The organism is Candidatus Williamhamiltonella endosymbiont of Tuberolachnus salignus, from assembly GCF_964019775.1.
GTDB lineage: Bacteria > Pseudomonadota > Gammaproteobacteria > Enterobacterales > Enterobacteriaceae > Hamiltonella > Hamiltonella defendens.
Map to the genome: position 1 here is coordinate 1865801 of NZ_OZ026471.1, position 19463 is coordinate 1885263.

The 19463-nt window shown below is 41.6% G+C and carries 19 protein-coding genes and 5 pseudogenes; 10 read left to right on the forward strand and 14 right to left on the reverse strand.

What is annotated here, in order from left to right; translation table 11 throughout:
- The first annotated feature begins 125 nt into the window (after positions 1-125).
- On the forward strand, positions 126-323 hold the full coding sequence (locus AACL23_RS09105) for an Rpn family recombination-promoting nuclease/putative transposase (RefSeq protein WP_339051294.1): 198 nt from the start codon (positions 126-128) through the stop codon (positions 321-323).
- On the forward strand, positions 310-462 hold the full coding sequence (locus AACL23_RS09110) for a hypothetical protein (RefSeq protein ID WP_234817488.1): 153 nt from the start codon (positions 310-312) through the stop codon (positions 460-462). The genes AACL23_RS09105 and AACL23_RS09110 overlap by 14 nt, the downstream gene beginning before the upstream one ends.
- A 163-nt stretch (positions 463-625) precedes the next feature.
- Here AACL23_RS09110 and AACL23_RS09115 read toward each other — a convergent pair.
- Positions 626-847 (reverse strand): annotated as a pseudogene (locus tag AACL23_RS09115) (HU family DNA-binding protein); the annotation flags it as partial.
- On the opposite strand from AACL23_RS09115, the gene AACL23_RS09120 reads away from it, so the two are divergent.
- Positions 846-1064: a hypothetical protein gene (locus AACL23_RS09120; protein WP_339051297.1), complete on the forward strand. Its 219-nt coding sequence runs from the start codon at positions 846-848 to the stop codon at positions 1062-1064. The pseudogene AACL23_RS09115 and the gene AACL23_RS09120 overlap by 2 nt on opposite strands.
- A gap of 509 nt (positions 1065-1573) precedes the next feature.
- A complete protein-coding gene (locus tag AACL23_RS09130; RefSeq protein ID WP_339051299.1) occupies positions 1574-2179 on the forward strand; it encodes a nitroreductase family protein in 606 nt (201 codons plus the stop codon).
- Between the two features lie 292 nt (positions 2180-2471).
- Here the strand turns inward: AACL23_RS09130 and AACL23_RS09135 are convergent, their stop codons facing one another.
- Positions 2472-9629, reverse strand: a complete 7158-nt coding sequence (locus AACL23_RS09135; RefSeq protein WP_339051301.1) for a C80 family cysteine peptidase — start codon at positions 9627-9629, stop codon at positions 2472-2474.
- Between the two features lie 539 nt (positions 9630-10168).
- Here AACL23_RS09135 and AACL23_RS09140 point away from each other — a divergent pair.
- Positions 10169-10796: pseudogene (locus tag AACL23_RS09140) on the forward strand (phage baseplate assembly protein); the annotation flags it as partial.
- Positions 10797-11042 (forward strand): annotated as a pseudogene (locus AACL23_RS10320) (phage baseplate assembly protein domain-containing protein); the annotation flags it as partial.
- A 201-nt stretch (positions 11043-11243) separates the two neighbouring features.
- On the opposite strand, the gene AACL23_RS09155 reads toward AACL23_RS10320, so the two are convergent.
- From AACL23_RS09155 to mobA, 9 genes and pseudogenes are all read right to left on the reverse strand, one after another.
- Complete coding sequence (locus AACL23_RS09155) at positions 11244-11687, reverse strand: DDE-type integrase/transposase/recombinase (RefSeq protein ID WP_339051304.1); 444 nt, start codon at positions 11685-11687, stop codon at positions 11244-11246.
- A gap of 216 nt (positions 11688-11903) precedes the next feature.
- The gene (locus AACL23_RS09160; RefSeq protein ID WP_339051306.1) at positions 11904-12203 is read right to left on the reverse strand and encodes a hypothetical protein; all 300 of its coding nucleotides are present in this window, start codon (positions 12201-12203) and stop codon (positions 11904-11906) included.
- A gap of 62 nt (positions 12204-12265) precedes the next feature.
- Positions 12266-12602 (reverse strand): annotated as a pseudogene (locus AACL23_RS09165) (IS982 family transposase); the annotation flags it as partial.
- A gap of 244 nt (positions 12603-12846) precedes the next feature.
- The gene (locus AACL23_RS09170; RefSeq protein ID WP_234817492.1) at positions 12847-13071 is read right to left on the reverse strand and encodes an Rpn family recombination-promoting nuclease/putative transposase; all 225 of its coding nucleotides are present in this window, start codon (positions 13069-13071) and stop codon (positions 12847-12849) included.
- 4 nt (positions 13072-13075) lie between these two features.
- A complete protein-coding gene (locus AACL23_RS09175; RefSeq protein WP_339051309.1) occupies positions 13076-13432 on the reverse strand; it encodes an HU family DNA-binding protein in 357 nt (118 codons plus the stop codon).
- A 130-nt stretch (positions 13433-13562) separates the two neighbouring features.
- Positions 13563-14174: an LPD7 domain-containing protein gene (locus AACL23_RS09180; RefSeq protein WP_339050533.1), complete on the reverse strand. Its 612-nt coding sequence runs from the start codon at positions 14172-14174 to the stop codon at positions 13563-13565.
- Positions 14164-15150, reverse strand: a complete 987-nt coding sequence (gene traI, locus AACL23_RS09185) for a TraI/MobA(P) family conjugative relaxase (RefSeq protein WP_339051311.1) — start codon at positions 15148-15150, stop codon at positions 14164-14166. The genes AACL23_RS09180 and traI overlap by 11 nt, the downstream gene beginning before the upstream one ends.
- Before the next feature lie 3 nt (positions 15151-15153).
- Complete coding sequence (locus AACL23_RS09190; RefSeq protein WP_048901552.1) at positions 15154-15462, reverse strand: hypothetical protein; 309 nt, start codon at positions 15460-15462, stop codon at positions 15154-15156.
- The gene (mobA, locus tag AACL23_RS09195; protein WP_100096388.1) at positions 15463-15771 is read right to left on the reverse strand and encodes a plasmid mobilization protein MobA; all 309 of its coding nucleotides are present in this window, start codon (positions 15769-15771) and stop codon (positions 15463-15465) included. It abuts the gene before it with no gap.
- Between the two features lie 427 nt (positions 15772-16198).
- Between mobA and AACL23_RS09200 the strand changes: the two genes are divergently transcribed.
- Both AACL23_RS09200 and AACL23_RS09205 read left to right on the forward strand, forming a co-directional pair.
- Positions 16199-16474 (forward strand): hypothetical protein, encoded by a 276-nt coding sequence (locus AACL23_RS09200; RefSeq protein WP_044612506.1) that lies wholly within the window; start codon positions 16199-16201, stop codon positions 16472-16474.
- 649 nt (positions 16475-17123) lie between these two features.
- Positions 17124-17327, forward strand: a complete 204-nt coding sequence (locus AACL23_RS09205) for an AAA family ATPase (RefSeq protein WP_086934988.1) — start codon at positions 17124-17126, stop codon at positions 17325-17327.
- A gap of 48 nt (positions 17328-17375) precedes the next feature.
- On the opposite strand, the pseudogene AACL23_RS09210 reads toward AACL23_RS09205, so the two are convergent.
- The 3 genes and pseudogenes from AACL23_RS09210 to AACL23_RS09220 form a co-directional block, all read right to left on the reverse strand.
- Positions 17376-17546 (reverse strand): annotated as a pseudogene (locus AACL23_RS09210) (ATP-binding protein); the annotation flags it as partial.
- A 17-nt stretch (positions 17547-17563) separates the two neighbouring features.
- A complete protein-coding gene (locus AACL23_RS09215; protein ID WP_015873528.1) occupies positions 17564-17974 on the reverse strand; it encodes a helix-turn-helix domain-containing protein in 411 nt (136 codons plus the stop codon).
- Positions 17971-18282 (reverse strand): type II toxin-antitoxin system HigB family toxin, encoded by a 312-nt coding sequence (locus AACL23_RS09220; protein WP_100096389.1) that lies wholly within the window; start codon positions 18280-18282, stop codon positions 17971-17973. The genes AACL23_RS09215 and AACL23_RS09220 overlap by 4 nt, the downstream gene beginning before the upstream one ends.
- 229 nt (positions 18283-18511) lie before the next feature.
- Here AACL23_RS09220 and AACL23_RS09225 point away from each other — a divergent pair, with 229 nt between their 5' ends.
- Positions 18512-19147 carry an AAA family ATPase gene (locus AACL23_RS09225; protein WP_100103179.1) on the forward strand — a complete coding sequence of 212 codons (636 nt, stop codon included), beginning with the start codon at positions 18512-18514 and terminating at the stop codon, positions 19145-19147.
- A complete protein-coding gene (locus AACL23_RS09230) occupies positions 19141-19398 on the forward strand; it encodes a hypothetical protein (RefSeq protein WP_100096391.1) in 258 nt (85 codons plus the stop codon). Before AACL23_RS09225 ends, AACL23_RS09230 begins: the two co-directional genes overlap by 7 nt.
- Positions 19399-19463: the final 65 nt, after the last annotated feature.

Genomic DNA, 19463 nt, shown 5'->3' on the forward strand with positions numbered 1-19463 from the left:
TGTAGAACAGTATAGCCGTTTCACGTTACAGAGCGCATTAGCAATGCGTGACAAAAATCCTTGTCTCTGTCTGATTGATTCACCCTAAACTCATTTAATACCATTATTGTTTTGAAGATAAAGCCTTGTCGGAGCGTATTTATACCCAACCTTTCAGACTGGCGGATTTGACGACACTGAGCGATGGAGAAATTATGAAGCATAGCCGGATGGCGTTATTAGAACTGGTTCAACAACACATTCGCCGACGGGATATGAGCGAGTTACTCAATGAAATTGTGGCCGTCAGAAAAACACGATGGGACTCTGATGACGATGGCTGAAGCATTAAGACAAGAAGGTATTCAGCAAGGCCTTCAAAAAGGTAAACAAGAAGGTTATCAAGAAGCGACTCGACAACTCGCTCAACGACTTGTTGTCAATCGTGTAGAGTACTCAGTGGTTAAAATTCTACCGGGTTGACAGATGAAGAATTAAAAGCCCTTTCTCAAAAAAATCCTCAGAATGATTAGATGCCGACATTGATATAAAAATTCCGCCCCGGAGCGTAATGCTATACATCCAATTAATTTGGCCGCCGCGATCTGGATGTTCTCACCAGTTTGGGGGTTAGCCCTTATGGGGTTCGCCCAGTTCGCGCTGCGCGTTCCTTGACCTGAAAAGTACCAAATCCAGTGAGCGCCACCGCCCCACCCGCTTTAAGCTCTTCTGTCACCGAGTTGATCAAGGAATTAACCTCAGCTTCGGCCTTGGCCTTGCTGATTTCTGCATCTACTGCCACTTTCGTAATCAGTTCGTTTTTTTCATGTCGTCCCCTTAGTTCAAATGAATTTGAACAATATATCATGATGACTAACAGCCAGAGCCAGCACATGATCCAATTGCTGCCCGAATCAAAAGGTAAACCGAAGGCTCTTGTTGCAAGGAGCGGTTTTTCCTGTGCCGGGCCGTCCGACCAGAAAAGGGATTTTACCCTGATTGAGATCATTGCTTATCGCGTTTTCTACCCCTGGATTTCTGTTATCTATACCGGCAACAAATTTTTATATTGCTTGTTCTTTTGATTCTCTCATTTTCATACCTGCTTTGTTTCTTCGTTACTATTTGGCACCAGCAAAGCTACGGTGTGGTTAGCGCTTCCTGGACAACTCCCAAGGAAGGGAGAGTTCTTTTCGATTCAGGTAACGCCCAAAGGCCTCTCTTGTCGGCTTTTGCCTCTGCTTCCAGCCTGAACAGCTCAGGTGTTTTGGCTTACTTGACGGTACACCCAGGCACTACCAGTACGGATTATTTCGGCTTTGACCAATGACCATCTACTCTTTGGATAACCGAACAACGCCCGATTTTGGGCAGATACTTGACGTCGACATGTAGAAAAATTACTTCTGTGAACGCACCAAGTTTTAAAGCGGCAAAAGAATTTGAAAGAAACGGTTCAATAACCTATAACTTTAGAGTGATTTATCTAAAGTTAATAAATCCCTTAAAAAAATTACAGTTAAGAATGTAATTTAAATAAAGTAGCTTAGCTATATGATGCAAAATCAATTCGTATTTTAAATACAGGAATGTTATGAACACTCTCGACGCCATTATTCAACGCCGTGCGATTAAAAATTTTGATTCTAAATATGTGATGACTCTGGAAGAAAAAAAGTCCGTTTTGAGCATTGCTCTGCAAAATGCTCCAAGTGCCTTTAATTTACAACACTGGCGGCCATTATTGATAGAAGATCCTGCTCAACGAGTTGCTATCAGAAAAGTTGCATGGGATCAACCGCAAGTTACCGATGCTTCTATGCTGGTTGTCTTGTGTGGTGACTTATCCAGTTGGGAATCAAAGGTGAAAAATATTTGGGGTGAAGCAGATGAGCCCGTTCGAAATTTCATATTTCCAGCAATTGACAAATATTATCGTAATAAACCGCAGGTACAGCGTGACGAAATTATGCGTAGCAATGGCATTTTTGCCCAAACACTCATGTTAGCAGCCAAAGCGAAAGGGTATGACTCCTGCCCAATGGATGGTTTCGATTTTGATGCAGTGAGTCGTATTATTAACAAACCCGATCACTATGAGATATCACTGATGGTGGGAATTGGTAAAGGTATCAGTCAAGCGTACCCCCGCATAGGGAAGCTGTCCATTGATGAAACTACAAAGATTGATCGTTTTTAATCCGCTTTGTAGAATCCAAGTTCTGTCGCAAGAACTTCTTACCCAGGTATTCGAAACCTGGAAAAAATAACAGACTTCTTTCCAAACCGCAGAGAAGGTTGTGAATTCAAGGCACAAGACCACAGAAACCGGAGTGTATACAGACGGTTCTGTTGAATTAACTGCTTGCAGGCGAAGTATGATAGTGCTGAATTCTTTTTATCCACTGGCGCTCCTCACTGTCTCTGACGAGAAACGCCTTCAAATGTTGGTATTATCCGATAGCAGAATCCATAGAACCGACTGAAATTATTTATAAAGACAGCTTACTGGATGAGTAACCGAACACCGCCGGCCCAAATAAACCCATGTCCTGCGGCCCCAAAACGGTATTCACGACGGGCGGCTCATGGAATGCATTCATTGCCTGAGTTAACCCACTCACCGAGCGCCCATCTTGATCCAGCAAGTCGATGATGGTTTGTCTATTACCTGGATTAAAGAGAGCACCGCGTTTGAGCAGTTCACTCATATGATACTCTTTACTGCCTATCTGTAATTTTTCCAGTCGATACTTCTCTGAAGCAAAGTAGTCCTCGACCTTGATTTCACCCGCCTCTCTGCCTTCACGTGCAGCAATGAATAGGTAAAGATGGTCATTTTGTCTTTCTAGTTGAACATCCTGTTCAGTCACGCCGAGTAACACCAGGACATCATTGCCTCCGATTTCTTTGATAGTGTCATTGCCATGACCCACTGTGTACAGGTAAGTATCATCTCCCTCGCCTCCTTCGAGTCGGTCATTGCCTGTGTTACCTTGAAGGGTATCGTTGCCGATGCCACCATAGAGATGATCACTGCCGGCTCCACCGGCAAGAAAATCATCACCGGCTTCGCCATAGAATGTTTTGTTTCCTTTTCTGGCCTTATCCGTTCGATCTCTACCCACAAGCACATTATCATTACCTGTGCCAGCATAGACCTTGAGAGCAAGGTCACTCTCATCAATCACGCTATCATGACCCTCCAGGGAACGAAAAGTATTATCAGGCAATACCGCCGCATTAGATAATCTCACCACGTCATTGCCAGAAGTGGCCTGTTTTTCCAGGTTATCTTGTTGTTTACCCTTTTTGAATTCACGACTGGGCTTATCAAAGTAAGCCGTATAGATATGCGCCTTGCCGTCTTCTCCTTTCTCTAAAAGATAGCTATCGCCTACTTTATCGATGATAACAATATGTTGATAACGTTTATCCTTCATAAAACGACGAAGGCGCAGTTCAAGGATACCTAGGGCAATTTGGGGTGTCGCCGCACTTAACACCAGATCATGGTCATCTTTGACAGTCAGTGTATTCAATTGATCCATAGAAACAGACTTCAGAATAATAAAATCTGTATCCGGGCGGGCTGTCTTGTCCTCATTGTCAATGGTGATGGTTTTTTTGATCTGAGGTGTATGGTGAATCTGATAGCTATCAGAGCCCGCGCCGCCTTTTAGGAGGTCATTACCCAGCGTGCTGGATAATACGTTATCGGTGTCATCACCTTCTATTTTATCGTTATACCCAGTATCTCCTAAGCTCAATGTTAGCCATTTCGGTAGGACCGTTTTTTGACCACCCACCTTTATTTCACTGTGTCCTTCAGGATTTTTCTGTATGAATTCAATCACACCGTTTTCTGCGGCCGGGCTGCCAAGAAAGGCGCTTCTTTTCAGATCGTAGACAGGGAAATATTGCCCAGAAAGCAACGGAAGTTGCCAGGTATCTAAATTTTGATCTCTGTGTTTATCGGCTACCTTTAAGGTGTCTGGCCAGCTCATCACATCAATTTGTATACCATCACGGGTGGTTAGGCTATAACGATTATGGGATTGTAGTTGTGTGCCATCCCTGGAGAGCCTGTAAGTGTCTTCTAAATCAACTTGGGTGGTGGTTCCGTTGTCATTGGTGAGCAGAATACGTAAGGTGTAATTGTCTCTGTATTCCCATTTTGGGTTTACCCAAGCCTCATCTTTTTTGATCAATACAATGGATTGAATTTGTGTTACATCGTGTTGCAGTACAACGTGATTGTTTTCTGCAGTGACACTGCCGGTATCTATGATGTTTATCTCAGCCTTTCGGTCGTCAGTATTTTGTAAAACGGTAATGCTGTCTTCTCCTGCCCCCCCGTCAGCCATGCCATTTGATAATACGAGCATATCATTGCCTGCCATACCATAGAGTGCACTGCGACCCCTTTGAGAAATAAGCTGGTTATTATCCTCATCACCATAGATCCGGTTATGTCGCGAAGTATCCGCGATCACCCTATTAATCTTGATAACTCGGGCATCTGGCACAGGCAAAGAAGCGCCAGACTGTTTTTTTGAAAGATCAAAAATAACAGCAGAGTTTGAGTCCTGTTTTTGAGTATGATCTAAAGAGGCCACATATTGCGCCGACAGCACGGGGAGTGACCAGGTTTCTTTATTTTTACCCTCTACTTTGATGGTCTCAGGCCAGCTCGTCGTATCAAGCTGCACACCGTCATAGGTGGTTAAGCTATAGCGACTACATAACTGGAGTTGCGCGCCATCCTCAGAGAGCCGATAACTGTCTGCTAAATCAAGTTGGGTGCGGGTACCATTATCGTTATTCAGAAGGATACGCAGGGAATAATGGGATTGGGGTGAGCCTTTTTTAACCAGAGTGATGGACTGGATTTGCTTCACACCGTGTTTCAATATGACGTGGTTTCTTTCTTCTCTTGCTCCTGGGTCTGTGATGTAGATGATGACCTCTTTCTCGGTCTCATTTTGCAGGATGATGTAGTTGTCTTCTCCTTCCCCTCCGGCAGCATAGCCTTGCTCTAAGGTTAAGGTATCATTGCCCTCCAGACCAAAGAGAATACTTTCACCCCCTTGACCATTGAGCTGGTTGTCATGCGCATTACCTGTCATTGAGTCATTCAGTGTCGCGTGCCCTATAACGTGTTCAATACCGGTCATTGTGGCAACTTTCGGCATACGGGAAGCCCTCCCTCTTCCCTTGAAGTAAATATATCCCTCTACAAGGCTAACCAAATAACCGTCAACCTCTTCAGGTGTTGCTTGAATCACCAGAGTATCTTCGCCATCTTGACCATGAAACTCACTCCCGATGAAGTCGCCGGGGGTAGAATCTTGATGGCCATTGCCTAAGTAAAATACATCATATGAGTCCTGACCTATGTAGGTTTTTTTACCTTTTCCGCCGAAAAATGTATTACTCCTTCTTCTATACCCGGTGGCCTTGTCATTGCCGTCTCCGAGATTAAATATAACGCTGCCATCAGCTTCGGTATTATCCAGATTATCTAAGGACGTGGCGTTTTTTGTAGAGTCAGGGTCAGCAGGGTCAAAGACATCGTCTACTTCCTTAAATATCGGGGTGTAATAGTATTCATTGGTTTCGATGAATTTGAATTGGTGATAAGTTGCTTCCCAAGCCTTTCCATACTGCTTTCTCAATTTCTCTTTTAACTCATTTTTGCTTTTTTCCAGGTCTTCCTTCTTGATTTTACTAGAATTTAAAATAAAATCCTCTCCGATTTCAATTAGACTTACAAATGGCAATGATATACTTAATTTCAAATACTTCTCCGGTTTCAAATCAAAATCTTTCAGACTATAAACATAGCGATAAACATTCTTAAGCCCTTTGTCTGAAAGCATTTTCATCGCATTTTTTTCTAAAAATATATCGCACATCTCACGATATTCGCTACGCTGGCTGTTAGCCAATCTGTCTTGTATCTCTTTTGACGGGGGCAACATCCAAAATGCTCTCCAGCCTGTTTCCCATTTGTCGCCTACACTTAAATAAATCTGTTTCTCTATCTCTTCAACTTGACGTACCGCCGAATAGATTTGTCCCCCAGCCAGTAATACGCCCCCAATAACAAGCCCGATGGGCCCTGCCATGGCAGCGGCACTGCCGCCAACGATAAAAGCAGCAGTCATACCGATGCCAACGACAGCCCCTACCACTGACAGGCTTCCTGAGACAATCAGATCCTGGCGAATATCAGGGTCCGTTTCAGTATCGAGTTTCGAGAAAGATTGATAGGCACTGTGGACATCAAAACCGACACCCACCATACTTAACACGGCTCCCCCCACTTTGATCAAACGCATTTTTGACCCTATCTGACCCACAGATTTCATCGCATTGTTTTTGATAATAACGGACGCCATTTTACTCATCCCATATTGCCCAATATCAACGCCTGCATTCAGGCCAATAGAAATGACGGCAAAATCTCGCTCAGATTCAAGCACCTGCCTTTTTTCTGGCGTTAATCCCTCTTGCTTTAATGCGTTGTTATAAGAGTCGATAGCCCTATATCCAAAATAATAACCGAGTGCAGACATCCCCGGACCGGCATAATTAGCGCCTTTATTAATGCGGTGCATAAGATTTTTTGGCTGTAGCGAACGCATCAGTTTATTTTTTATGGTCACCGTTCCGTCAGGGTTAAATTCGGTGTGTTGATTCACCTTATCCAGCAAGATTAATGTCTTTTTCGCAATCTTCTGATCTTCTATTAATTCACGGGCTATTAAGGACGAGGAATTGCCATCTATCGCGCCCATTCTTTTCTTGATTAGCCGCAGCGCGGGTTCAACATCGGGATGGTCGAGATTATTTTTTGTTAAAAAGTCATACAATTGTTGAGGCCGAAAGCTGACTTCTTTTAACGAATCAGCATCAATACGATTGATCTTCTGCCCGACAGTAACGAGTCTGCCTTCAAAGGTGACCCCCATATCCAGTAGGGTTTTAAAGGGCAACGTGACATCATCGAAGAGAGTGACATGAGACGATAGTCTGTCGGTGGCCAGTTGATGATTCAGCGATGTTTGAAATTTATCGAGTTGGGGTATTTGCTTTCTAGCCTGTTCAATATTCACCTGATAGGCATTAAAAGCATATTTATTGCCCATTTTTTCAAAGCCGTAATGCTGGGCGCGGGTTCGCCCGTCCTTGTCTTTTCCCTGTAAATAATGATCCAGCAGGTGGTATAGTGCATCGCCTCCTTCGCTCGAAGTCCGGGTCAAATCAACATTCCCCACCTGAGAATCATACAGTGAATAAGTATAGCTTCCTGATGTATTCTGCTTAATACTCAATGCGATAGAGTGGTGATCGCCCTTTAATAAATACGCCCCTGGGGTAGGCGGCACATGAAACAGATCCTGCACAGGCGGAGTAAAAACAGCTTTATTATTAACCTCAATCTCGGGGCGGTTTTTTAGCTCTTTGAACTGGTTGTCCAAGTGGTGGGCGTAAGCGATTTCACTGCCAGAGGCGCGGCCATGGATGATTTTCTCCCGCAGTAAGGCATCGGCAGATAATCCGGAAGAAAAAATATCATATTTTTCTCCTGACTGTTTGGCGTCCAGAAACGCCAAAGACCAGGCATGGCTATCTTTGTGCATGTCGATCCCTTGCCTGAGAAAATAGGCTGGTGACATCAACTTCATGTCAACGGTTATCCCTGGATGCGCTTTTTGTGTGTTTTTGATGGCTTCATAAAATGCCAGTGCACGCTGTTTTTGCTGTTGGTGCACTTGCTGTTGTTGTTCCAGGCTGAGCTGTATGTCCTGGATACCTAAAGACGCCTGTTCGCTGTGGGTGAGCAGTTTTTGTAATCGTTGCCGGGTATCCTCATACCATGTTTGACGTCGCTCAGGGTGATGCGCGGTGAGCAGTACCCTCTGGATATCCAACTGGCCATCAGATAAGTGGAAAGCCTCACTCAGTAGACTGCGCTCAGCCATACCGAGCGATGGCACTGTTTGGGTTTCATCGGCTAATTGATTTAACAGTTGCATTATCCAGTCTAATTTAGTGGGCTCATCTGCCTTGATCTCAACACGTACTCCCTGTTGTTGATCTTTATGGTAAATGATTTTTCCATGACGGGCATCATGCACGTTGCTCTGGTTATCTACGATAAACCTATGGCCATTGTCTGCCACCCCCAGCTCGTCTGTGTAGGCCGTGACTGAAACAGTTTCCAGGTTCAATCCACGGATCAGCCCGTCGGCAAAATCATTTTGTTTGTTTGGCCCCGCTAACGAGCAGCCGGCTAAAACCACGCGGGATGGTTTGATCTCAACATTGTCATCATGTTTAAATTCATCGAAAAAGCGGTTTAAAGTGGTGGCTAATTCTGGATGTGTCTGGCCTGCAAAAGTGAGGTTATTTACCGCGGCTCCACCTTCTCGGCTATGAGCAACCACTTGTACACGCAGGTTCATTTTATCACGTAGCTGAGTCGTATCGCCATGTATGAGATGATAGTGACCATCACTATCGAGCTGAACTAACACCGAATCATGGTGTTTTCCAGCTAAATCAGCGGCAGCCTTAGCAACCATCGCATCGTTTTCCATCTGAATAATCAGATGGCCATCGTAGTTGGTTCTACCCCCATCTGTTTTTGTGGTCACCTCGGGTTTTTCCCAATCCTTCACATCGGTATTTTTAACCGCGTGATGGGTATCTGAGGCCGTCGTAGTCGCACCCGCCAGAGTGTTATGATGCACTACCAGGTCAGTATGAGTTTTTCTGACATTATTAGTAGAAAACTTTTTAGAAGGTCCTGCTTCAACCGTGTTAATTTTTTCAAAGTGATCTACAAAAAATTTTTTATTTAATGTATTTTTGTATAAAGATTTGCTCCAATATTTATCAACAAACCATTCTATAAAATCATTTTTTTTATTAAATTCAAATTCTCCAAAGTTAGGATCGAAATATATCACGGTATTTTTATTGATATAAGCAGAAACACTGTGTCCAAACATGCTACCGTGTAAAGCTATTTTTTTATATGTTCCATCTTTATTTTGGCTTGGTGTACTTACAATAGATTCGGCTAAATTTTTAATTGCTTCAGTAGTATTTTCAGGTCTTTGATACTTGTTTTTGGTTCCTTTATTTTTAAAAAAACCATCATCTTTATAAAATGTTTTATAATCCAGTCCTTGAGAATTTAACCAATTTTTGTGAGCTAGAAAAGATTCTTCATAATTATTAAAATCAACTTGTAATTTTTTAATTTCAAAAATTTTATTTTTATTTAATTTATTTTCATCACCAGTGATGATTTCTTTAAATAAATTTTTACCTTGAGCATGTAATGCTATCCAGTAACTGGTTAAAGCATCACATATACCCGCACTGGTCTGTTTATGCTTAATAATTTCTTTTAAAAAATCTGTTTGAACTTGAGAAAATGCAAAATTAACTTTGCCATGATACTTGGTCACTGACTTACGTACTTTTTTAACAGCAAATAATGCAAGCGCGGAATTAATTAAATAATTCTTCAATATTACAGGATTTAAAATACTGTCATTTTGATATATACTTATAGTGGATTTATCTATAAATAAATTATCTGTTTTTTTGCTGTTGTTAATATTAGGCATTTTTTCCCCTGGTTTAAAATTTATATTTTTATATTTTTATATTTTTATATTTTTATATTTTTATATTTTTATTAATAATAACGAAAAACAGGATTTTATAATCTATATTATTGAATGACACGTTTATATTACTTAATAATAATTTTTTATAATTAATAATCACTATTATTATCTTATTTATGCTGCGAAAATGACGGGTAAAAACGGTGTGTCGCATTAAGTGGTTTTAAGAGAACAGGTTCTGTCGCATTAAGAAAAATTGAGCCTGACCAATCACAACATACAGTGTTATCTTGTAGACTAAAAAACAATCGCCGGTTATTTAGACGGCATTCCCGCAGGTTGGTATCAAGATCATCGCATTCATAATCGTCAAAGACGATATACCCCTCTGTCGAAAAAACAAGCTCTCCCCGCACATTGTTCGATACGCTACTCCCCGTCACTCGGTTTTCTCGTAAATAACGATTAATCACATTATGGCTAATTCCCTCAAGTGGAAAGCGCCACTTCCATCCATCAATCAATACTATCAATCCCTCCAGGCCGATTACGGTAAAACCGTCCATGAGGTCCTTAACAAAGCCCTGGGGCTCCAGCAGGCGCTGGCATGGGATGATACCGAATGCCACCATGAGCACGGTGGGGAATAACCGGGCCACGACGGCGCTGGTCTAGGGTGAAAACATCCTGAGCTGTGACACCGAGCAGAGTATCCGGGACCGTTTTTCGGAGTATCAGGTGGCGGGACAACGCAGTGGTGACGATGCCGATTTTGGCGAAGCCACCTTAACAGCGCTGAGAGCCAGAGCGAAAGACAGCCAAATCACACGTTATCGCCCGTATCACCTTCAACAATCGGGGAATGCGACGGGTGCCAGTTGCCGGGAACGGGGTGAATTTGAGGTCAGACAACGAGCGGCGAGAAACGAAGAGACCACCTACAGAGTTCAAGGCTGGCGACAGGGGGATGGGAGTTTATGGCAGCCAAACCAGCGAGTCATGGTATTTGATCCGGTTCTTGGGTTTCACCATCGAGAGCGGGTGATTGGAGAAGTCGTGTATACACAGAATGAGGGTGGAACCCTGTGTGAACTCCGCGTGGCCCCCGAAGCGGACTGTATCCCCCCCCCTGAAGGAACAAAAAATAGAAGAGGATTTTTTTGAATGAAAAACGCCCTATCAACATTCCAGCGGGGATTATCCCGCCTGTGGTCTCGAGTGGTCGCTCAAAGTGTCAACAGCACCGCGGCTTGCCAGCGAGTGGATGTCTCCTTGATGGCAGGGGAAACCAAAGCAGGGATGGAATACCTGTAGCCTTATGGCTTCACCTCCACAGCGCATGCCGGCGCGGAAGGGGTGGCCCTCTTTCTCTCTGGAGACCGCTCGCATGGCGTTGTGATTAACGTAGCGGTGTTCTGGTCAAATAATTTCGGAGAAAACTCAAGAAGTTTTACACCCCTGAAAGTTTAAATGCTTTCATCAATGGTGTTTGGTGATCATTCACACTGTGCGGCCTGACTCGATTGTCATCATGAGTGAGGCAAGGCAGTAGTACATCAGTTTGTGCTTGTTGAACAGTGTTGTAGCCCTACTTTGGGCGCCATTCTGACTTTAAACGGCCAAAAAACGCGCCATGGGGGGATGATCCCAACAATTTCCCCGGCGGCTCATGCTCTGTTTTATCTGATACTGCCACAGATGTGGTCGATACGATAAGCGACTATAATGACTCCCCTGGTCTGAATGAAAGAGGACATTTTTCGGTCTTCCCCGTGATTCGCAATCTAACATGAGTGCCTGTTGAGTCAGTTGACTGTCGGGAGAAGTGGAAAAAGCCCCACCCAGGATTTTTCTTGCATATAAGTCGAGTACAACCGCGAGATAAAGCCAGCAAGTACCGGACCAAATGTCAGTAACATCGCCACACCCCACCTGATTGGGTGCCTTGACGGTAAACTCACGATTCAAGTGTTCAGGAGCATAAACGGCTTCTTTACCACTGCGTTGATAACGAGGCTGGCGTGGCTTGCTTTCAATGCCTGCCTCACGCATCATGCTCTCCTTCCTGCTTCAGCGCGGCCGATAACGTGCGGGACCCTGCCGCGCCCCGGCTATTTCTGTGTCATTCCATCAGCCGTATTTTCAGGCGTTCACGTTCAGGGGTGCCTTTTTTCTGCCGATGACATTGATAATAGTCAGTACTTCGATTGAGGCCAAAGACATCACATCATTCTGTTTTAGGGTAATCCTCACTTCAGTCATTAATCAGGCTTATCGATTGTAAAAGTCTGACATTAAGAGAGCTGAAGCCTTTTTGAGGATATCTTTCTCCCGTTCAACCTTGCGGAGTCTGGCTTCCAGCTCTTGAATCCGTTGTTGGTCTGCTGTCATTGTTTTACCCTGGGAAATAGTTTGTCCTCTTTTTTCGCTCATTGACCGCTTCACCCCATCACAGAGGGCGCTGATACTCACACCCATGGCTTCACTGCCTTGACGAAACGGGTAATTTTGTTCGATAACCAGATGGGCTACTTCGCGTTTCAATTCTGCTTTAAATGTTGGCTGAGACATTTTCTTGTACTTCCTTTGTTCAGTAACGCTTTCGGGATTAATTTACTGGCTGAATTCATTAAGACAGAACACCCTGAACAGTCTCCCTTCACTGTTTCAAAGAAGGCGTAAAGCGCTATTGCACAACGGGGAAGGAGTTCAATACAGCGTGAAGTAAGAAGGAAGCGTCGGAAATTCACGCCTAAGGTGCTGACACACATGATGAAGATAGAATGATTTGAACTGGCGATAACGAATTTGATGAAACAGTATCACTAGTGTCATCAGCTCTGCCAAAGAAAGAGAACTGGCACGGATACGCTTTTTGGCGCCATCCGTTAAGCGCTTTGCATTGAGGATTGGTTTAAATTTTTTGCAGAAATCATCCATTAAGCAGTAAAGTTCGGTAATATCTTGCATAAGTGCCTCGTTATTTCGTGATGAATAATGTCTGCAAACATCATTATCTTGAAGTACGAGGCACTTATCTATTCTTGATCAAAAATTTATAGAAAATAAACGTCAATTCCTTATCCCGAATTCAGGTTAGTTAGGCTTTCATTCTCGCTTAGCACAAAAAAATTACTCCTCTTGCACCCAGAAGGTAGCAATAAGGTTTCGGATCAACCTTACCCTGTTTCAAGGGACTTCTGTGGTGCAACTTTCACGTCGCACGTGCTCCAAGTAAACAATATAAATACCCGTCCTTTCCCGTCGGGGATTGCTTTAAACTTTTATCAAAAAAAGAACCCGACACCCTTTTCAACGAAGACAGGCAGACTTGACTCAAAACATCCTCCGGAAGATGCACTTCAAAAAAATTGCGGGCAAGGGCAATATCTCCCAAAAACTGCTTAAACAAAGCGTCGTGCGGCAGAAACATTTTCATGAAGTCATTTTTTCCTCGACGAGGAGGCTGAGGATTTTTTGGCGGCGATTTTTGATTTTTTAGCCACTTGAGTTTCTTTGGGCGATTGTAAATGAACGGAGTCTTTCAGCCTTTTCCCCGCAGAAAACACAGCGACTTCACGAGCCGGGGTTTTTATTTTTTCACCCGTTTTGGGATGACGAGACATCCGCTCTTTGCGATGGCGGACTTTAAAAGTCCCAAATCCGATGATTTGCACCGGCTCTTTTTTCCCCAATGCTTCGATAATACTCGAAAAAACAGCGTTGACCGCTTCTGCTGATTGAGCCTTCGTCAGGCCCGACTTGTCTCGGACCTGCTCAATTAACTCAGTTTTATTCATCCTTTATCCTTTCAAATTGTTATCAAATATACCGCCCGATAAATACGCTATCTCTGCCCATTTTTAACGAAATATCAACAAACAACAACCCATTTCCAACAAATGATAAAAATAAAAAGGGGCGATGCGCTCAGGGAGTCAAATTCGGAGAGTCAAACGAGATAGGAGCGGGTTTATCTTGAGGGCGAATTTCACAAACCCGTTTCTGCTGAAGGGAGTCTGTTAACGTCAAGGAAGTTTCCCCCATTTCATTCAAATCTCGAACCAACGAACACGCTTTCTCAACGTACTCCCGCGGACCCGAGAAAACCCGTTTCTCTCCACTTTTTTGCTCTGCCAAACGTAACCCCGCCACCATATTGTCCCCCTCGTTTTCAAACGGTCTGGCCATCTCAATGGTTTCCCCTCGGTCAATCATTTGGGTGACCCCTTCCTTTTTGTATAAAATCGCCCCGTCACGGTGGATATGATGGGTATAGCCTTTCAGCTCAACCGGCTCAATATCATCTGAAACGGCACATTCAATGACAGTCTCACTGAGATAAGCCGTGCGCTCATCCCGCGCCTGGTAAGCCCACCCTCTTAACTGGCTAATCGCCGCTTTATCTCCTTTTAACGCCTGCTGTTCCACCCAAACACGATAAGACAGTCGCCGATTTTCTGGAGAACGATACCAGTTCTCCCGCTCTTCCTTTAATTTTAAACGCAACTCGGCCATCGCTTTTTCTCGCTCAAAAGCCAATACATGCCAGGCCAGTTTTCTCATTAAATGAGAAAAAAGGATCGCGCACCGCAACACACACATGGGCTCTTCGGAAACGAAAGGTCATGGAAAGAGTTCTGAAACGATTTTTTGCGTCAAAAGAAGGGCATTTCGCTTCTTTTTTGTCAGTTTGATAACGCAATTTTAACTCTTCTCGGGCCTCAGCGCGTTCTAATCGGCGAGTCATTCGAGCTTGATGATCACGCAAATGAAGTCGATCATCATAATGTGAACTCACCATATAGTTTGTTAAGGTCACCTCCCCTTGTTCATTTTTAAATTCCATCACTCGGGGCGCATTTTCAAATTCGCCAATGCGAGGCACTAATTTCGAAAGAGTGAGTTGAGGATGTAAACTGCTGGCTTTTAAAGGAACATTGTTCGGACAATTTTTGTCATAAATCGCCAACCCAGAACCTTTCTTTTTTAATTCCAGATGGGCCCTTAAAAAAACAGCGTGCACCTCTTCCCATTCTTGAAGCGGCCCTTTTAAAATAGAAGTCAACTCTGTTCGGCACGTACGAACCACATACGAATAAAAACTTTCTTTATCTTCGTGATATTCAAACTGCGTCGCTGCTCTCGGAGCCGAGGGATATTGAGATTCAGCTCGAATAATCTGATGATTTTGATCTCTCTTCCAACACCCATTATCCGGTTTCCAATCATATTTAAGCTCTAATTTTCGGCAGGCTTTGTGCAAAATTTTAACGTCGTTATAGAGGTTCACTGCACGATAAGAAAGGGGATGAATACGGTTGGCCGCCACATGACAATGGAGGTTATCGGTGTCACGATGAATCGCAGTCACGTATTGATGGTCAGACATCCCCAAGGCTTTAAGACTATGCCGCGCGCTTTCAAAAATCTGTTCTACCGTCGGAGAGTCCGTCTCCGGCCAGGATAAAAAAAAGTGATAAACGGGATCTTTACAACGCGTATTTTTTAAAGCCACCGCTTACATTTCTACCGCCGCTGTGGCCACGCTCAGTGTATTCGTTTCGCATAAAACCTGATCAAAAAGAACCTGATGCCGACCATCAGGAAATCTCTCAGTGATAAGGCTTTTATCCGCATCTCCGTTGCGATGAATGTAACCCATTAAGCGTTCAAAAATGGCTTCTTTTGATTGAGATAAACGGGCTTTTTGGCTCTCTGGATCAATCACGTCATCATGATGATGGTCATCACGAGTCGTCGTATAGGCCAATAAAGTGAGAAAACTTGATTTTCCATCCCTCCGTTTTTTTGCCTTACCCACAATCATTTATTCTGCCCGCCCTAAGGTTAAAATAGCTTCCTGGATAGCCACGAAAACTTGTGCATATTCTTCGCTTAGAACCCCTTTCCCTTCATCAAAAAGACGTTGCTGTAGAGACCCTAATCGACTCAATTCCATCACTAATTCCGGATCAAAGTGAGTTTTTATTCTGCGATTTAACCCACAGCGAATGAGGTAAGTACTTAAATTCAAACCTGCCGATTGGGCTTTCTCTTTGAGATGCTCTTTTTCTTCTGGAAAGCAACGAATACTGGGAATAAGGGCCGTTCTTTTTCGTTTTTCACTTTGGCTCATCGCGTTATTTTCTATGGAGTAAATAAGAATTCTTTCTTAATTGGGGTGTCGGGGCGAAGCCCTGACCAAGAGTTTTGAAGGGCCGGTTGCTTGCAAGCGGTGCTTCAAAACATATTTTGTCCTTTTGTTAAATAGCAATTTTGATATTATGGCTTAATTTTTTTATAATGTCATGAAGGTAAAATATATCTTCTGTACAGGTGAAATTTTTGTCGTTATGATTGAGTTTAAATCAGTTTTATGTAAACATTTTAAATGTTAAATATTTATTTAATAGATAAAAATTTATTAAAAATAAAAAGATTTATAGCGAAGAAATTGAAATAATCAGGCGGGAAGTGAGTATGATTTGAGTGGTAAAAAATAAGCAATGAGTATGAAATAAAAAACCAGGTAAAATGTGTTTCTTTTTAACGGAAAAAACGAAATGACTTCTAAGAAATATTATACGGTCGAACAAGTTGAAAAAGCAAAAGAGATGCTAGAGGAATTACCTGACCTCAAAAAGATAAGACTAAATAAAGACGATGTCTTGGAAAATTTAAAGGCGCAAATAATCAAATTAGCTTTAAATAAAGGGTACGTTTCAGAAGATATTAAATCGGCTCTTGAAAGTGCAGGGATAAAAGTCGGATTGAAAGCTATCCAGAAAATTATTCTTGAGAAAAAATTAGAAAGAAAAAAGTCATTAAAAAATACTTAAAAATTAATACAGTTTTTAAAACTATTTATATTGATAATAATTTTTAAAAATAGAGTGAGTAAATTTTTTTTATGAAAGCTCTCTATTTTTTAAAAAATAGCCATTTTTAACTTGTAATTTTTTACAGATTATTAATCTTTTTAAAATCTCATGACTCGTCATTTTTTTTCTTCTTATAGATTTTAAATAAGTAGATATATTTTCTCAAATATCTTTCTTCAAATGGTGTACAGAACATAGCCAACACGTGCTTGCAAGAAAGAATCAACGGAAATTTTATTACTCAGTTTTTCTTATACCCTCACGAAGTGTCCGGTAGACTTTTGTCCGAGAAAAAAATCTCCGTCATATCTCTGATAAAATAATTTCTATTCCATTCATACCGAACAATTCTTTTTTTCAACCGCAATTTAGGCTTTTTGCCACTCTACTTTTTTTTCTCGTGCAATAGCCATGATGCTTTTGATGGAGACTTTTAATATTGAAGATTTCAAAAATTCGTGAGGATTCGATGCCTAGTAAAATTAACTTAACATTAAAATGACACCATAAATGTATTATTTTGGCACCAAAATTTAAATTCGACAGACCATAAAATTAGTACTATTTTTATGTCAAAAATAAACCATTTAAATACATAAAGGGTACTATGATTATACTCATTGGGAGTCAAAAAGGGGGATGCGGAAAATCCACTATATGCGTAAATATTTGTTCTGAGTTAGCTTGCCGAAAAAAGGATGTGGTGCTTGTTGATTCTGACCGTCAAGGAACCTCTTCTAATTGGCTTTCAGATAGAAACTCAATCTCAATGTCAATACCGATCGAATTCTGGCCCACCCTGCCAAAGTAAAGCTGACCCACCCCCTTTAAATGACTCGATAGCTGCTGCTTTAGTTTTTTTCTGGAGCTGACCGCTTTTGAGCTTATCTTTCAGTCGATAACTTTGGCCGCTGATTTGCGCGATATGGGCATGGTGAAGCAGCCGGTCGAGCATAGCCGCCGTCAGCGTTTCGTCATCACCAAACGTTCCGGACCACTGGGTAAACGGAAGGTTGCTGGTAATGAAAATTTAACGCGATACAAACGTTAAATAAATAATTCACAGCGCACGTTAAAACGTGCTGATAAAGCTCTAATATGAGCAATAGTTAATGAGCGTTTCCCATTTAATATTTGGCTAACTAACGACTTGGAACCTATTTCATTCTTCAAATCAGTTTGTTTTAAATGATATTGATCCATTAATACACGCAGAACAGCCACTCCAGTTGGCATAGCTTCAAGCGCTTTATTAAATTCATAAAACTGTTCGCTATTTTCTTCATATTCCGAAATTTTGATAGACAAAATATCAATTAAAGGATTCTCATCATCTTTATCAATCAGATAATTGACCAACTCAAGAGCCGCTTTATAATCTGACTGAGAATGACTTCCACCCAGTAGTGGAACGGCTTTTACCAGTTCTTTTGTTGCATGGATAGCTTCTGTGATCATTCTTTATTCCCCCTATAATATTTGTTTAATTTATCGTACTCCGAATGTGTCACGATATGTTTGACGTAAATTCGTTTATTCATAAAATTAATATAAACAATAAGCCTTAAATTATTTCCACCAATATCAATGACCCACCATTTTTCTCTATACTTAAATTTATCTAAACTGGGAAAAAGATTTTTTAGCTCATCCGGATTTTTAAAATTATTTTCTTTCAGAGATCGATACGTTGAGACTATTGCATAGGAGTCTCTCCCATACTTTCTATAGGCTACCTCAAAGGGTTCTTTTGATATTATGTGCATAGGCCACTAAAGTTTACATATTGTAAATATTATAATAAATTCTTTTATAATTTACAATATGTAAACGTAAACTTAAATTCAGTTCTTCTTTTAGGCTTTTTGATTATAAACAAGATTAAAATGACACCATAAATGTACTATTTTGGTCCCAAAATTTAAATTTGACAGCGCGTAAAATTGGTACTATTTTTATGTCAAAAATAAACCATTTAAATACATAAAGAGTACTATGATTATACTCATTGGGAGTCAAAAAGGGGGATGCGGAAAATCCACTATATGCGTAAATATTTGTTCTGAGTTAGCTTGCCGAAAAAAGGATGTGGTGCTTGTTGATTCTGACCGTCAAGGAACCGCTTCTAATTGGCTTACTGATAGAAACGTAATCTCAGCACTTCCAACAATTCATAGCCTTCAAAAATTCGATAACATTCGTGACACTCTGATAGACCTGAAAAAAAGATATGAATATGTGGTAGTCGATACCGCAGGCAGGGACAGTCGTGAATTACGGACAGGCATGACCTCTTCAGATATCATGATAGTCCCATTTCGTCCTTCACAACCCGACTTGGACACACTCCCTCGTTTGACCGAAATCATGACTGAGGCCAAGGACTTGAATCCTACATTAAGAGCCGTTGCCATACTGACGCTCGCCCCTACTAATCCAGTTATTAATGAAACAAATGAAGCCAAAGAATATTTAAAGGATTTTCCTGAATTAGAACTAATGAAAACTATTATAAGAGACAGAAAGGTTTATAGGGATGCGATGTCGGAAGGAAAGGGAGTGGTAGAAATGGATAATTTGAAAGCAAAAAAAGAAATTCAGTCTCTGGTAAAGGAGTTGTTGTTATGGTGAAACGTCGAACTCCAAATATACAACCACCTCAAATTGAAAAAAAAATAGAGGATTTTGCATCGGGAGCAGACAGACTCTCAACAGAAGTCGTTTCTTTTAACAGCGAAGCTCCTAGAGATTACAAAGCCATTAGAATTCCATTTAATCAGTACGAATATCAGTTATTAGAAAAATTATGTAAAAAAACAAATCGTTCGAAACTGAATATGATGCGTTATGCCCTTAGATTTTATGATGAAAATTTAAAATAGCACTATATTTTAACTAAAATTTTACTAAAAAGGCTCAAAAATGGTACTACTTTAATATCAAAAAA